The 13,816-nt window shown below is 72.2% G+C and carries 16 protein-coding genes and 1 pseudogene; 8 read left to right on the top strand and 9 right to left on the bottom strand.

What is annotated here, in order from left to right; genetic code table 11:
• Positions 1–118: 118 nt before the first annotated feature.
• Positions 119–1,171 (top strand): YncE family protein, encoded by a 1,053-nt coding sequence (locus ACZ5NJ_RS21440; RefSeq protein WP_468766673.1) that lies wholly within the window; start codon positions 119–121, stop codon positions 1,169–1,171.
• Between the two features lie 55 nt (positions 1,172–1,226).
• On the opposite strand, the gene ACZ5NJ_RS21435 is transcribed toward ACZ5NJ_RS21440, so the two are convergent.
• Complete coding sequence (locus tag ACZ5NJ_RS21435) at positions 1,227–1,889, bottom strand: TetR/AcrR family transcriptional regulator (protein WP_468766672.1); 663 nt, start codon at positions 1,887–1,889, stop codon at positions 1,227–1,229.
• A 109-nt stretch (positions 1,890–1,998) separates the two neighbouring features.
• Between ACZ5NJ_RS21435 and ACZ5NJ_RS21430 the strand changes: the two genes are divergently transcribed.
• Both ACZ5NJ_RS21430 and ACZ5NJ_RS21425 read left to right on the top strand, forming a co-directional pair.
• Complete coding sequence (locus ACZ5NJ_RS21430; RefSeq protein ID WP_468766671.1) at positions 1,999–3,192, top strand: cytochrome P450; 1,194 nt, start codon at positions 1,999–2,001, stop codon at positions 3,190–3,192.
• Positions 3,189–3,416, top strand: coding sequence for a ferredoxin (locus ACZ5NJ_RS21425; RefSeq protein WP_468766670.1), 228 nt, complete (start codon positions 3,189–3,191; stop codon positions 3,414–3,416). The genes ACZ5NJ_RS21430 and ACZ5NJ_RS21425 overlap by 4 nt, the downstream gene beginning before the upstream one ends.
• A 4-nt stretch (positions 3,417–3,420) precedes the next feature.
• Here the strand turns inward: ACZ5NJ_RS21425 and ACZ5NJ_RS21420 are convergent, their stop codons facing one another.
• The 4 genes from ACZ5NJ_RS21420 to ACZ5NJ_RS21405 form a co-directional block, all read right to left on the bottom strand.
• Complete coding sequence (locus ACZ5NJ_RS21420; protein ID WP_468766669.1) at positions 3,421–4,278, bottom strand: MOSC domain-containing protein; 858 nt, start codon at positions 4,276–4,278, stop codon at positions 3,421–3,423.
• A 49-nt stretch (positions 4,279–4,327) separates the two neighbouring features.
• On the bottom strand, positions 4,328–4,570 hold the full coding sequence (locus ACZ5NJ_RS21415) for a hypothetical protein (RefSeq protein ID WP_468766668.1): 243 nt from the start codon (positions 4,568–4,570) through the stop codon (positions 4,328–4,330).
• Between the two features lie 129 nt (positions 4,571–4,699).
• Positions 4,700–4,951 carry a helix-turn-helix domain-containing protein gene (locus ACZ5NJ_RS21410; RefSeq protein ID WP_468766667.1) on the bottom strand — a complete coding sequence of 84 codons (252 nt, stop codon included), beginning with the start codon at positions 4,949–4,951 and terminating at the stop codon, positions 4,700–4,702.
• Positions 4,951–5,436, bottom strand: a complete 486-nt coding sequence (locus ACZ5NJ_RS21405; protein WP_468766666.1) for a DUF2975 domain-containing protein — start codon at positions 5,434–5,436, stop codon at positions 4,951–4,953. Before ACZ5NJ_RS21405 ends, ACZ5NJ_RS21410 begins: the two co-directional genes overlap by 1 nt.
• Before the next feature lie 127 nt (positions 5,437–5,563).
• Here ACZ5NJ_RS21405 and ACZ5NJ_RS21400 point away from each other — a divergent pair, with 127 nt between their 5' ends.
• Together ACZ5NJ_RS21400 and ACZ5NJ_RS21395 are read left to right on the top strand one after the other, a co-directional pair.
• Positions 5,564–6,316, top strand: a complete 753-nt coding sequence (locus ACZ5NJ_RS21400) for a nucleotidyltransferase domain-containing protein (RefSeq protein ID WP_468766665.1) — start codon at positions 5,564–5,566, stop codon at positions 6,314–6,316.
• A gap of 91 nt (positions 6,317–6,407) precedes the next feature.
• Entirely contained in the window at positions 6,408–7,106 is a 699-nt protein-coding gene (locus tag ACZ5NJ_RS21395) for an alpha/beta hydrolase (RefSeq protein WP_468766664.1), read from the top strand.
• 13 nt (positions 7,107–7,119) lie between these two features.
• Here ACZ5NJ_RS21395 and ACZ5NJ_RS21390 read toward each other — a convergent pair.
• Positions 7,120–7,266 (bottom strand): annotated as a pseudogene (locus tag ACZ5NJ_RS21390) (IS5 family transposase); the annotation flags it as partial.
• Between the two features lie 25 nt (positions 7,267–7,291).
• Positions 7,292–7,567: a hypothetical protein gene (locus ACZ5NJ_RS21385; protein ID WP_468766663.1), complete on the bottom strand. Its 276-nt coding sequence runs from the start codon at positions 7,565–7,567 to the stop codon at positions 7,292–7,294.
• Between the two features lie 71 nt (positions 7,568–7,638).
• Here ACZ5NJ_RS21385 and ACZ5NJ_RS21380 point away from each other — a divergent pair, with 71 nt between their 5' ends.
• Together ACZ5NJ_RS21380 and ACZ5NJ_RS21375 are read left to right on the top strand one after the other, a co-directional pair.
• Positions 7,639–8,463, top strand: coding sequence for an inositol monophosphatase family protein (locus ACZ5NJ_RS21380; RefSeq protein WP_468766662.1), 825 nt, complete (start codon positions 7,639–7,641; stop codon positions 8,461–8,463).
• A 63-nt stretch (positions 8,464–8,526) separates the two neighbouring features.
• Positions 8,527–9,114, top strand: coding sequence for a GNAT family N-acetyltransferase (locus ACZ5NJ_RS21375; RefSeq protein ID WP_468766661.1), 588 nt, complete (start codon positions 8,527–8,529; stop codon positions 9,112–9,114).
• A 7-nt stretch (positions 9,115–9,121) separates the two neighbouring features.
• Here the strand turns inward: ACZ5NJ_RS21375 and ACZ5NJ_RS21370 are convergent, their stop codons facing one another.
• Positions 9,122–10,570, bottom strand: coding sequence for a purine-cytosine permease family protein (locus tag ACZ5NJ_RS21370; RefSeq protein ID WP_468766660.1), 1,449 nt, complete (start codon positions 10,568–10,570; stop codon positions 9,122–9,124).
• 274 nt (positions 10,571–10,844) lie between these two features.
• Here ACZ5NJ_RS21370 and ACZ5NJ_RS21365 point away from each other — a divergent pair, with 274 nt between their 5' ends.
• A complete protein-coding gene (locus ACZ5NJ_RS21365; RefSeq protein WP_468766659.1) occupies positions 10,845–12,746 on the top strand; it encodes a M1 family metallopeptidase in 1,902 nt (633 codons plus the stop codon).
• Between the two features lie 78 nt (positions 12,747–12,824).
• Here ACZ5NJ_RS21365 and ACZ5NJ_RS21360 read toward each other — a convergent pair whose 3' ends face one another.
• Entirely contained in the window at positions 12,825–13,709 is an 885-nt protein-coding gene (locus ACZ5NJ_RS21360; protein ID WP_468766658.1) for a hypothetical protein, read from the bottom strand.
• Between the last annotated feature and the right edge of the window lie 107 nt (positions 13,710–13,816).

The following is a 13,816-nucleotide window of genomic DNA, read 5'->3' as shown; positions in this document are numbered from 1 at the left end:
GTTTGAGGCAATGATGGGGTGCCAATCTTTGCATTGCTGACGGGCCTCCCGGCGCCGGAGAGTGGTGCTGCCCGCGATTCCGCGCGGCAGCCCCCTCCGCCCCGTTCAAGGAGCCCCTGTGCAGCAGTCCCCCCGTACCGGCCGGGAAGGCGACGCGGTCGCCGTCGTCAGCCAGAGCGGACCGACGGTCTCGTTCTTCGACGCCGCCTCCGACCGTCACCTCGGCGACGTGCGCGTCCCCGCCGAACCGCACGAGTTGTGCTACGACCCGACGCAGCGGCTGCTGTGGTGCACGCTGACCTACCACTCGGGCTACTACCACGCGAACGGCGGCCGCCGCACCGAGCTGGCCGTCATCGATCCCGACAGCCGCCGCGTCGTGGAGATCGTCGACCTGGCCCCGGAGCACGGACCGCACGGGCTGGCGCTGGACACGGCGCGCGGACGGCTCTACGTCAGCGTGGAGGCAGGGAAGGACCGGCCCGGCGGTGTCGTCGTGATCGACACCGCGTCCCGCCGCCCCCTGGGCAGGATCGACACGGACGCGCCCGGCCCGCACTGGTTCGCGATCGATCCGGCGGGGCGGACCGGTTACGCCACCAACAAGGAGGCCCCGTTCGTGTCCGTCGTGGACCTCGAACGGGGCGTCCTCACCGCGAAGGTCGAGGTCCCCGGCAGCGAGGGGCTCGCCGTCTCCGCCGACGGCGCGCACGCCTTCGTCGCCGCGCCGTACGGCGACTTCTCCTCCGGTGCCGAGGGCCGGCCGGCCACCGGCATCCGCGTGATCGACGCCGCGACGGCGTCCGTCGTCGACACCCTGCCGACGGACGGCGTCGTCCTGCCGGTCCACCTGACGTCGACGGGCAGGCTCCTCGCCGGCGAGCTGCGCATGACGGCCGCCCCGGACGCACGGCTGGGACGCCACGCCCCGGGCCTCCTCACGGTGTTCGCCGCCGACACCCGCAAGCGGCTGGGCGAGGTCGAGGTGGGGCTGTTCCCGCTGACCATCACCTCCTCGCCCGACGGCCGGCTCGGCTACGTGTCCTGCGTCATCTCCTCGACCGTCGACGTCGTCGACCTGGAGACGCTGGAGCGCCTGGCCCGGCTGGACGTCGCCAAGCTCGGCGAACCCGGCGCCCACGGCCTGGCGTACGTCCCCCGCCCCGCCTGACCGCACCGGGCCCCGCCGGCCGCGGCGGTCGCGGCGGTCGCGCCGGCCGCGGCGGTCAGCGGGAGTCCGTGCCCGGTGACGCCGCCGGGCCGGCCGGGCCGGCGTCCGCGCGGCCGTCACCGGCCGGCGGCGGGGGCTGCGCCGGCAGGCTCCAGAGGCGGTCCAGGGTGGTCAGGACGAGCCGGCACACCGTCTCCGGATCGGCACTGGCGAGGGGTTCGCGGGCGGCGACCGTGCGCATCAGCCCGATCCCGAGCAGCCAGGCCATGGCCAGGTCGGCGCGCAGGGCGCCGTCCCGGGACGGGGTGAGGCCGGCCAGCACCTTCTGGTACTCCCCGCCCAGCTCCCGCAGGGTCCCCGTCGCCTCGTCGCCCCGACCGACGGACCGCAGGTACACCTCCAGGGAGCGGTCGGCGCCGGGCGCGCTGTGCGTGAGCATCGAGCGCAGGGCGGTCTCGAAGAGGTCCTCCGGCGCGGTCGCGTGCAGCTGCTCCAGGCTCCCCCGGGCCACGACCTCGGTCAGCAGCCCGTGTTTGGACCCGAAGTAACGGAAGAGGAGGGCCTGGTTGACACCGGCGTGCTCGGCTATCGCCCGGACCGTGGTGCGTTCGTAGCCCCGCTCGGCGAACAGCTCACCGGCGGCTTCGAGCAGGCGCAGCCGGGTGGCGGCGGCGTTGCGGGGGCGCTCCGCGGGCTGCGCTCGGGGGGATTCGTCCACGCTGTCGTCCTCTCGGAAGGCCCGTCAGGATAACGGCCACAAAGTGTCGTTGACCGCCCGGGTGGCCCGTCCTAGGTTGTAAGCAGCTGCTTACAACCAGGAGGCCGACGTGACGACCGCCGACACCACCCCCCACACCTACCCCTTCAACACCGCCGAGGGACTCTCGCTGGCCGAGGAGTACGAGCGCGTCCGCGACCTGCCCGGGCTGTTACGCGTGCGGATGCCGTACGGCGAACCGGCCTGGCTCGTCACCCGCTACGCGGACGCCCGGCTGGTGCTCGGCGACGCCCGGTTCAGCCGCGCGGAGAGCGCCGCGCACGACGAGCCCCGGCAGTCCGCGGCCCAGGTCGACAGCGGCATCCTGGGCATGGACCCGCCCGACCACACCCGGCTGCGGTCGCTGGTGGCCAGGGCCTTCACCGTCCGGCAGGTGGAGAGGCTCCGCCCCCAGGTGCGGGCGCTCACCGCCGAACTGCTCGACGAACTGGAGGCGGCCGGGCCCCCGGCGGACCTCGTCGACCGCTTCGCGCTGCCCGTGCCGGTGGCCGTGATCTGCCGCCTGCTGGGCGTGCCGGTCGAGGACCGGCCGCGGTTCCGGGTGTGGAGCGACGCGGCGCTGTCCACCAGTTCGCTCACGGCCGAGGAGTTCGAGGCCAACCAGGCGGAGCTGCGCGCGTACATGGCCGGACTGATCGAGCTGCACCGCCGGGAGCCGCGGGACGACCTGATGACGGCGCTGATCGAGGCCCGGGAGGCCGATGGCGACCGCCTCTCCGAGCTGGAGCTGATCGACCTGTGCGTGGCGGTCCTGGTGGCCGGGCACGAGACCACGGCCTCCCAGATCCCCAACTTCGTCCTCACCCTGCTGGACCACCCGGACCAGCTCGCGCTGCTGCGCCGGGAGCCGGAGCTGATCGCCCGGGCGGTGGAGGAGCTGCTGCGGTTCGTGCCGCTGGGCAGCGGGGCGAGCCAGGCCCGCTACGCCACCGAGGACGTCGAGGTCGGCGGGACGCTGGTGCGGGCGGGGGAGCCCCTGCTCGTCGCCACCGGCGCCGCCAACCGTGACGCGCTGCGCTTCTCGGCCCCGGGGGTCCTGGACATCCGGCGCCCCGCCAACCAGCACCTCGGTTTCGGCCACGGCGTCCACCACTGCCTGGGGGCCCCGCTGGCCCGGATGGAACTCCAGGAGGCGCTGGGGGCGCTGCTGACGCGCTTCCCCGGGCTGAGGCTCGCGGGGGACGTCACCTGGAAGACCGAGATGCTGGTGCGCGGGCCGCGCGTCATGCCGATCGGGTGGTGAGCGACGTGACGTGGACCGTACGGGTCGACGCGGGACTGTGCATGGGGTCGGGCATCTGCGCGGGGACGGCCCCCGAGGTGTTCGCGCTGGAGGACGACCGCGCGCGGCCGCGCGAGGAGCGGGTCGCCGCGCGGGAAGGGGTCCTGGAGGCCGCCGACATGTGTCCGGCGCAGGCCATCACGGTGCACGACGGCACCGCCGTGATCGGCCCCCGTCCGGACTGACGGGTCAGGTCCGGAGCGGGGCGGGATGGGCGGTCACCTCGTCGCCGGTCCGGACGGTGCCCGGCTCCAGTACCTCCAGGTACACGCCGACGCACGACAGCCGGCCCAGTTCGAGCACCGGCACGCGGTGCTCGCGGGCCACGGTGCGCATGATGCCGGGGTCGGGGGGCAGCGTGCCGTGGCCCAGGTTCGGGACGGCGCAGCGGGGCGTGGGCACGGTGACCCGGAACAGGACCGGGCCGATCCGCAGCGTCGCGCCGCCCTGCCAGGCATCCTCGGGGAACCCCGGGCCGCCGGGGAGGTCGACGACCAGGTTCGGCCGGAACCGCCGCGCGTCGAAGTCCCCGGCAGGGTGGGCCCGCCGGAGCCGCCGCAGGCTGTTGGCGGTGACGAGGTGGACCCGGCCGAAGTCGAAGAAGGTCCCGGCGGCGACCCGTCCCGGGGTGATCTCCTCCCCCGTGGCGTCCACGGCCGCCCGGGCGCGCAGGACCTCGGGGAGGCCGCCCTCGTAGGCGGGGACGGCGCGTTCGAGGAGCCCGTGCTCCGGGGGTTCGCCCGACACGGTCACCGCCCGGCCCAGCAGGGCGGACAGCCGCGCGTCCAGCTCCGCGGACCCGGCCGGCAGTTCGGCGCCGCCGGGTAGCTCGACCCCTGCCGCTCCGGGGCCGGCCGACCGGCTCCGGCAGCGGAGCAGGGCGCCCCACTTGCGCGGGTGCTTGGCGCTGCCGACCGCGCCCGCCCCGTCCAGGACCGCGAACGCCCGGTCGCCGGCCAGGCCTTCGGCCGTGACCGGGACGCTCGCCAGCGCCTCGCCGAGCATGGACTTCACCGGATACCGGCGCACCGCCACCAAAGTTCCCATCGCCGGAGCATCCGATCATGCTTCCGGCCCGGGGGCCACCCGTTTTCCGTCAGTAGCGGACCCACAGGACGATGACGTCCTGACGGGTGGAGCTGAGGGGCTCGCAGAAGAAGATCGGCCCCCAGACCTGGTACCCGGCGCGGCCGGTGGCCTGGCAGTCGGCGTACGAGGTGTGGTGGCTGCGGGCGTAGAAGCCGGGACCGGGGGTGGCCCCGGCGGTACCGGCGGCGCCGAGTGCGAGGGCTCCGGCGGTGGCGGCTGTGGCGAGTGCGGCTGCTGCGCGGCGGTACATGGCATGTCCTCCTGAAATGCCGGGATGCCCCGGCAGAGTGCCCGACGATGCGATGCGATGTGGTGCGGTTCGTACCGGCTGCGCAGCCGGGCACGAACGTACCGTCACGCACAGGACCGCACAATAGGTCTAGGCCAATCCGCCCGCGCTTTCCGGCACCTCACCACCCGCGACCTCGTCGGCCTCCCAGCGCAGGAGGTCCCCCGGCTGGCATTCGAGCACCTCGCAGAGCGCGGCCAGGGTCGCGAAGCGCACCGCTTTGGCGCGGCCGTTCTTGAGCACCGCCAGATTGGCGGGGGTGATCCCCACACGGTCCGCCAGCTCGCCCACGGACATCTTCCTGCGGGCCAGCATCACGTCGATGTCGACGGCGATCGGCATCAGATCACCTCGTCGAGCTCGGCCCGCATCCGTGTCGCTTCGACGTCGCGCGCGACGGCCTGGGCGAGCAGCATCCGCAGCACGAGCACGATGAGCGCGACCCCCAGGATGGCCAGGCCGATCCCGCCCATGATGACGGTGACGCCCGGATCCTCCCGCTGGCCCGGGGCGTTGAGGGCCGTGACGGTGAACCACAGGAGGGACGCCGCGACGATCGCGCCGATGACACCGTCCACGTACCGGAAGGCGGCGTGGGAGAACACGGTCCCCCGGCGCACCATCGCCACCAGCCGCCACACGCAGACCAGGGCGACCTGGACCGCGACCATCCCCAGCGCGGTGATCACGCGCAGCGGCGTCAGCGGCAGGGCCCCGTCCTCCGGGTCGGTGAACAACGCCCACACCATCAGCACCTGCACTCCCACGGCCCCGGCGAACACCACCGCGAGGACGGCACGCAACGCACCTACGGTCAGCTTTCCCACAGCCCATCCCTCCATCGACTCACGATGGAAATCTATCGAAACTCGATAGCCCAAGCAAGAGCGGGCCGGTCAGGCCGGCGGGAAACCCCCTCGCTCCGGCAGTGGCGGCCGTGTCAGCCTGGTGATCATGAGCAGCGACGCCGGCGCCCCCGGCCACCCTGTCAACCAGGCACGGCGCCTCGCCGCGGAGCGATTCCCCGACGCCTTGGGCGTGGTCCTCGCGGGCTCCGCCGCGTCCGGCCGCGCGACCACCACCAGCGACCTGGACATCGCGGTCCTGATCGACGACGGGGGTGAGACCCGCCGGGAGACTCTCCGCTTCGAGGAACGGCTGGTCGAGCTGTTCCTGCACACCCGGGCCGGTCTCGACGAGCTCTTCGCGGCTGACGCGGCCTCTCGTCGCGGCATCATGCAGCGCATGTACGCCGAGGGACTGGTGCTGTGCGAGCGGGACGAAGCGGCCACCCGCATCAAGCGGAACGCCGAGGACGCGCTCCGTGAGGGTCCCGCCGCCCTGGCCTCCGCCACGGTCGAGAGCCAGCGCTACGTGCTCACCGATGCGCTGGACGACCTCGCCGACGCCGCTGACGTCGTCGAACGCCTCGCCGTGGCCAACGTCGTCCTCGGCACCGCCGCCGACCTCCTCTTCGACCACCGCCGGGCATGGACCGGAAGCGGAAAGTGGCTCCCCCGCCGCCTGTTGCAGGCCGACCCCGAACACGGCGGAGCCCTCCTGGACGCCTACCGCCGCCTCTGCGAGAACGGCGAGCCGGAAGACTTCGCCGATGCCGCCGTGGACATCCTCGCCCTCGTGGGCGGCCCCCTCCGCGAGGGCTACGCGAGAACCTGGCCCACCACCGCGGACCCCGCCGCCCGTTAGGCCGTGTATCGAAAGTGGATCAAGGTGAGGGCGTGGCCGAGGTTTCGGGCCAGGCTCACCGGTCTGGTGTCGATCTGAGGAGACGGACGAGTTGGCTGCTGTGGTACTTGTTCACGGCCTGTACCACCGTCCCGAGCACTTTGCGGTGGTGGCGGAAGGCTTGCGGACAGCCGGAACCGAGGTTGCTGTGCCCAAGCTCCACCGCGGCTCTTTGGCTGCTGACACCGTCGCCGTCCAGGCCGTCATCGACGCGTTGCCCGAGCCCCCGGTCGTCCTCGGCCACTCCTACGGAGGGTCGGTGATCACAGGGGTCCGCGGAGCGGCACACCTGGTCTACCTGGCAGCGTTCGTACTCGACGTCGGCGAGAGCGCGGCCAGTCTGGGCGGCGCGTCCCAACAGCTGAAGGACGCCATCGTCGCTGAGCCGGACGGCTCGACCACCCTGCACCCCGGCCTGGCCATCGACACCCTCTACGGCGACTGCCCTGAACCCCTCGCCGCGCGCGCCGTCGACCTGCTGCGAACGCAGGCCCCGGGTTGCGGACGAGGAGTCCCCCAGCACCACAGCTGGAAGACGACTCCCTCTACCTACGTCATCTGCGCCCAGGACCGGGCCATCGACCCCGGCCTCCAGCGCACCATGGCCTCGCGCTGCACCGACGTACGCGAATGGCAGTCAGGGCACTCACCGTTCGTGGGGCAGCCTGACCTCCTCGTGGAACTCCTGCTGGAACTCCTCCCCACCCGCATCGCGCCCCGGCGAAACCGGGAAGTCACAACCACTCGTTGATCAGCGCGGTGGCCCCCCGGGAGCCGAGCTTCTGACGGTTGCGTGCCTGATCGGCCTTGTGGGGGATGGTGCAGCGGATTCCGCGGCGGCGCAGGTAGGCGCGGTTCTTGCGGGAGGCGTACGCCTTGTCCGCCCGCACATCAGGCCGCACCCGCGGTCGCCTCGGGCGGGCCTGGGTTCAGGGCTCAGTCGAGGGACCGGTAGGCGGCCGGGGGGTGGGCCAGTTCGGGGTGGGCCACCGCGTAGTGAGGGCCGTGGACGGTCTGCATCGCCCAGTGCCAGGCCTCTTCGTGGAAGACCAGTCCGCGGTACGGGTCGTCCGCCGGCTCGTACGGATAGCAGCCGACGGCGGCTTCGGCGGCCTCCTGCGCCGGCAGGCCGCCGTACCGCTCCATCACCCACGCGTAGGCCCGCCGTTCGCCCCGCAGGCAGTCGAGGTACTCCGCTTCGCTCCACGTCACGCACCCCACGCTAGTGCTCTGACCGGGAAGGTTCGCCGGGTGGGTGGCTGTGCCTCGATAGGCTGGACCGCGTGATCGACTCATATGTGGGGCCCGTCGATGCCGAGGTGGCCGTAGCCGGCGCGCGTGCCGGAGCGGACGTCGTCCGCGGCATGTACGGCCGGCGGCTCGCCCGGATCGACAAGGGGGCCGGGGACTTCGCCACGGCTGCGGACGTGGCCGCCGAGGAGCGGATCCTCGACGTGATTCGTGCCGCACGACCCGAGGACGCCGTGCTCGGTGAGGAGGGCGGTCGGCGGGGGGTGGGCGACGCGGTCCGGCAGTGGCTGGTCGACCCCCTGTGCGGCACGTTGAACTACGCCGCCGGAAACATGCTGGTAGCCGTGAACGTGGCGCTGCGCGATGGAGCTGCGGCGGTGGCCGACCCCTTCGCCGGCGAGGTCTTCTTCACCGACGGGGCGGACGCCTGGGTACGTCAGGACGGAGCCGACGATGCGCGATTGACGCCTACGGCGGCCACCCGCCTGGTGGACGTCAACCTGGATCCGCCGTTCCCCAGCGCGCCCGGTTTCCGAGCGGTGGATCTGCTGGCCCATCCCGACTTCGTCCGGCGTTTCCGGCCGCGGGTGGTGTCCTCGACCCTGGCGGTGGCCTGGGTCGCCGCCGGCAGGCGCGCCGCGTACGTCACCGATGGGGGCGACCTCTCCGGGAGCGTTCACTTCGCGGCCGGTATCGCGTTGTGCCGTGCCGCCGGCTGCGTCGTCACAGGAATCGACGGCGGCCCGATCGGTGCAGCGGGCCGCGGACTCGTGGCCGCCGCCGACGAGGAGACCCACGGGATGCTGATGTCGATGATCCACGGCCGAGGCCGGGACCGCAGGGACGGTGACGGCTGAGTCGGACTGCCGCGGCGAGTTGGTCTGCGACCGGAATCACCGCCGATTGAGTAGGGTGCCGAAATGATCTCCAGCGCACCGATACCGGCAGTCGTACCCGCAGGCCGCCTGGCCTCGATGGACCAGCCGGTCCTCGCCCTCCCGATGGACCTGGAACTGCGCCCCTGGGACGTCGCCGACGCCGATGTGCTGGTGGCCGCCGGCCGGGATCCCGGTATCCGCCAGTGGAACCGCCTGGCGGTGGGGACACCGCAGGAGGCGCGGTACCGGATCGAGCGCATGCGGGAGCGCTGGCGGGCCGAGGTCAGCGCCCTCTGGGCCATCGCCCGGCCCGGCGGGGAGGCCGTGGGGCTCATCGGGTGGGGCGACATCGACCTGAGCGGCGGCAGCGCCGAGATCGTCTACTGGATCCTGCCGGCGGCCCGCGGTCGCGGCGTGGTGGTCGAGGCCACGAAGCGGGTCAGCGCATGGGCTCTGGCCGACCTCGGCCTGCACCGCCTGCGCCTGTGCCACTCCGTGGCCAACCCCGCGTCCTGCCGCGTGGCGGAGAAGGCCGGCTACTCCCTCGAAGGCACGATGCGCAGCGCACTGCTCCATGCGGACGGGTGGCACGACGAGCACCTGCACGCCCTCGTCCAGGGCGACCTCTGACCGCCGGTCAGGCGGTCGGGGGCGCCTGGGCGGCGGCGATGGTCTCGGGCGGGGCCGGGTGGATGGTCTCGGTGGGCGGGTTGGCGGTGCGGCGGGCCCAGAGCCAGTACAGGGCCGAGGTGGCCAGCAGGCCGACGATCCACGAGATGTCCGCGCCGTCCAGCTTCCTGGTGAGCGCGCCCGTGTACAGCTTGGTGGCCAGGAACGGGACCTGCACCGCGATGCCGATGAGGTAGGAGCCCAGCGCCGCCGCGTTCCATCGGCCGTAGCGGGCGTCCGGATCGTAGAGGGCCGGGATGTCCACGCGTTCGCGGGAGATCAGGTAGTAGTCGACCAGGTTGATCGCGCTCCACGGTGTGAACACCGCCAGGAGCAGCAGCACGAAGTTCTTGAAGTTGCTCAGGAAGTCGTCGCTGGCGGCGAGCGCGATGACCATGGACACCGCGATGAAGCCGACGATGTAGGCGGCGCGCACCCCGGGCGAGACGCGCGAGCGGCGGTCGAAGGCGGTGACGGTGGTCAGGATCGACATGAACCCGCCGTAGGCGTTGAGGCAGTTGACGGTGAGCTTGCCGACCACGATGACCAGGTGGATGAGGAAGGCGAGGAACGCCGGGCCCGCCAGGTCGCCGAGGAAGCCCACCTGGTCGGGCAGGAAGGCCTTGCCCGCGACGGCCGCCGTGAGCGCGCCCAGGGTCATGGCCCACTGGGATCCGATCACGGAGCCGGCGAAGGTGGACCAGAACGTCGCACGGGTGGCGGTCTCGCGGGGCAGGTAGCGCGAGTAGTCGGCGACGTAGGGGCCGAAGGTGAGCTGCCATCCGGCGCCGAGCCCCACGGCGAGCAGGAAGGTGGCCGCGTCGAAGCCCTTCTCGCCGACGTGCGCGCCGACGTCGTACTGGGTGAACAGCCGCACCATCAGGTAGCCGAGGCCGAGCGCGCCGACGACCGTCGCGATGCGGCCCGCGATGTGGATCAGGCGGTAGCCGGTGACGGCGACGACGGCGGTCAGGGCCCCGAAGACGAGGATCCCGGCGTTCGTGCCGATGTGCAGCATGGCGGACATGGCCTGGCCGGCCAGGACGCTGCCGGTCGCGGCGAAGCCGAGGTACATGAGGATCACCAGCAGCAGCGGCAGTACCGCGCCGAGCACCCCGAACTGCGCACGGCTGGAGATCATCTGCGGTACGCCGAGCCGTGGGCCCTGGGCGGAGTGCAGGGCCATGACGATGCCGCCGAGCAGGTTGCCGAGGAGCAGCGAGGGTATCGCCCAGAGCGCGTCGGCGCCGAAGACGACCGACAGGGCGCCGTCGACGATGGCCGTGATCTGCATGTTGGCGCCGAACCACAGGGTGAACTGACTGCGCGGCGTGCCGTGCCGCTCGGAGTCGGGGACGGCCTCGATCGTCCGTCTTTCCACCGCGAGGCGGTCCCCGGGTGCGTGTCGTTCCGGCATGGTGGTGGCCTCTCCCCGCAGTTGTGTGGCGGCGCCGGCGGAAGGCGCCGCGCCGTTGACCCAGGATGTGCTGCGCCGAATCTGGCATGGGGGTGTACAAACATCAAGATCTTGAATGGCAAATTTCACTGACGGCGGCCACCCCGCCTTTACCTGCCCTGGATGGCATGTTCCGGTCAATGCTGCGAGGCTGCCTGGCGGTGTCCCCCGAACCGGGGGACAGGCACGTCTTCACCAGCAGGCCGGAATCCCGGCCGCCGAGAAGGAGTTACGTGTGAGAGCCACCCCCCACAAGGCCTTCGCCGCGATCCTGAGCACCGTCGCCGCACTGGCCGCGGCCGCTCTGCTCCCCGCGACGCCGGCCACCGCCGCCCCGTCACATCCCGCCGCCCCTTCGCACGCCGCCACCATGTCCCGCACCGCCGTGGCGCCGGCCGCCTGCACCCCGGCGCAGGTCGTCGCCAACGGCGGCTTCGAGAGCGGCACTTCGCCCTGGACCTCGTCGCAGACCGGACTGATCACCAACCGCACCGGCCAGAGCGCCCACGGCGGCGGCTGGTTCGCCTGGCTGAACGGCGTCGGCGCCACCCACACCGACACGCTCTCCCAGAGCGTCACCATCCCCTCCGGGTGCAGCACCGCCACCCTCACCTTCTGGCTGCACATCGACACCGCCGAGCGCACCACGTCGGTCAAGTACGACACCCTGACCGCGAAGATCGGCAGCACGACGCTCGCGACGTACTCGAACCTCGACAAGAACACGGGGTACGTCCAGAAGTCCTTCGACGTCTCGGCCTTCGCCGGCCAGACCGTGACGGTCGCGTTCACCGGTTCCGAGGACTCCAGCCTCCAGACCTCCTTCGTCCTCGACGACGTCGCCCTCGACACCTCCGGCGGCACGGTCCCGCCGACGGACTCCACCCGCACCCCGGCCGCACCCTCGTACACCGTGAACCTCAGCAGCGACGCGAACGGCTTCGTGTGGACCGGCCACGAGACCGCGTCGTTCACCAACGCCTCCGCCACCCCGCTGAACGAGGTGTACCTGAGGCTCTGGGACAACTACCACGGCACCTGCCAGGCCATGCCGATCGCCGTCACGAACGTCACCGGCGGCACCGCGGCCGGGCTCTCGGTCGCCTGCACCGCCCTGAAGATCAACCTGCCGGCCCCGCTCAACCAGGGCCAGAGCGCCACGATCGGCTTCGACCTGTCCATCACGGTGCCCAGCGGCGCGGACCGCTTCGGCCACGACGGGGCGTTCGCCAACATCGGCAACGCCCTGCCGGTGCTCGCCGTCCGGGACGGTGCGGGCTGGCACCTGGACCCGTACACCAACAACGGCGAGTCGTTCTACTCCCTCGCCTCCGACTTCAGCGTGACGCTGGACCACCCCGGCGGCCTGCTGGTGCCGGCCACCGGAACCTCGGTCGACACCCCCGGCACGAGCGGCCGTACGGTCACCACGGCGACCGCGTCCAAGGTGCGCGACTTCGCCTGGGGCGCCGGCCCGTTCGCCAAGATCTCGGGGACCTCGGCCGCCGGCACGCCGATCAACATCTACTCCGTGTCGGGGATCAGCGCGAGCGACGCGCAGTCGATGCTGACCACCGCGAAGAACGCCGTCGACGCCCACGCGGCGCGGTTCGGCGCGTACCCGTACGGTGAGCTGGACGCCGTCATCGACAACAACTACTGGTTCGGGGGCATGGAGTACCCCGGCTTCGTCCTCGACCTGGTGAGCACCACGGCGCTCACCCACGAGATCGGCCACCAGTGGTTCTACGGCATCGTCGGCGACGACGAGTACACGAGCCCCTGGCTGGACGAGGCGTTCACCGACTACGCCACCGACCTGGCACAGGGCAAGACAGGCACGAACTGCTGGAGCGGCGTCTCGTGGGCGTCCTCCGCCGAGAAGATCACCAACTCGATGGCCTACTGGGACGCGAACTCGTCCCGGTACTCGACCGTCGTGTACGGCTACGGGAAGTGCGCCCTGCACGACCTGCGGCGCCAGCTCGGTGACAGCGTGATGGCCAAGCTGCTCAAGGACTACGCCGCCGCGCACTGGTACGGCGTCTCGACGACGGCCGAGTTCAAGGCCGCCGCCCAGGCGGCGTCGGCCACCGACCTGACCGCGTTCTGGACCCAGCACCGCATCGAGGGCTGACGCCCGCGGCCCGGTCCGCCGGGGGCACCCGCCCCGGCGGACCGGGCCGTAGCGCGGTCGGACGGCGGCAGCGCGCGGTCAGACGGCGAGGGCGCCGGGGAACGGGCCGTGACCGACGCCGGGGGCGGTGACGGCGAGCCAGCCGTGGCCGGTCATGGGGGTGTCCTCGTCGATCCTCTCCGGATCGACGGTCAGGGCGTGCGCCACCTCGTTCGCGTTGGTCTCGCAGGAGGCGTTCGGTTCGTACGGGCCGGGTCCCCCGTACTCCTCCTCCGTCTCGGGCTCCTCCCACGGCATCGGGTCGCCCGTCCACGCCGGCTCGCGGTAGGTCTGGTAGGAGCGGACCACGCGGCCCCCTTCGGCGATCGCCCAGCCGTGGTCGTCGTCGTAGGCGTCACGGAAGTAGAAGTGGGCCTGTCCGCAGTGCGCGCTGAGCCGGGCCACGACCTCCTCCGCGTCCTGGAAGGCGAGCCCGCCGAAGAGCATCCGCCAACCGGCGAACTCGGGGGTGACGAAGATCCGGTGGACCGTCCGCTCCTCGCCGTCGGGGCCGGTCGTCACCGCCGAGTCGTGGTACATCGCCGACATGCCCATGGCCATGGTCGCGGGGATGCGGTCGTGCAGTCCCAGGGCGTCGAAGACGCCCTCGTACGTGGCCGCCGGCACCGCGAACCAGATGAACGGGAGGTGCTCGTCCAGCGGCCGGTCCTCCAGCAGCTTGATCCGGACGAGGCGCTCCAGCGCCCGCCGGTCCCGCTCGTCCAGGCCGTCCCCGGCGCCGAGCATCGCCAGCGCGTGCAGGGCGTGGCGGCGCAGTGCGCCCGGGCCGCCGCGCCGTATCTCCAGCAGGCCGTCGACCCCTTCGGAGCCGAGCCCCTTCAGGTCCTTCTCCGCCTGCCACAGGGCTTCCTGACGGGCGATCTGCGACAGGAGGGGCTCAAGGGCCGGGATCTGCGTACTCATGCCACCGACCCTAGGGCCTGTCGTCAAACTCCCGTCGTCGCCCGGAGGGCGGCCCCGCGGCGTCTGGTGCGTGCTCTCGGTGCGCCGGGCGGAAGCCCGCGTACTGG

Source organism: Streptomyces sp. NPDC032091 (assembly GCF_055580265.1).
Note: the sequence above shows the minus strand (reverse complement) of the source record. Positions and strands in the feature narration are given on the sequence as shown.

Coding starts and splice junctions, on each gene's coding strand:
- ACZ5NJ_RS21420 (WP_468766669.1), bottom strand. CDS start 4,278: ATGGGAACTTTGGTGGCGGTGCGCCGGTATCCGGTGAAGTCCATGCTC.
- ACZ5NJ_RS21415 (WP_468766668.1), bottom strand. CDS start 4,570: ATGTACCGCCGCGCAGCAGCCGCACTCGCCACAGCCGCCACCGCCGGA.
- ACZ5NJ_RS21410 (WP_468766667.1), bottom strand. CDS start 4,951: ATGCCGATCGCCGTCGACATCGACGTGATGCTGGCCCGCAGGAAGATG.
- ACZ5NJ_RS21400 (WP_468766665.1), top strand. CDS start 5,564: ATGAGCAGCGACGCCGGCGCCCCCGGCCACCCTGTCAACCAGGCACGG.
- ACZ5NJ_RS21375 (WP_468766661.1), top strand. CDS start 8,527: ATGATCTCCAGCGCACCGATACCGGCAGTCGTACCCGCAGGCCGCCTG.
- ACZ5NJ_RS21370 (WP_468766660.1), bottom strand. CDS start 10,570: ATGCCGGAACGACACGCACCCGGGGACCGCCTCGCGGTGGAAAGACGG.
- ACZ5NJ_RS21360 (WP_468766658.1), bottom strand. CDS start 13,709: ATGAGTACGCAGATCCCGGCCCTTGAGCCCCTCCTGTCGCAGATCGCC.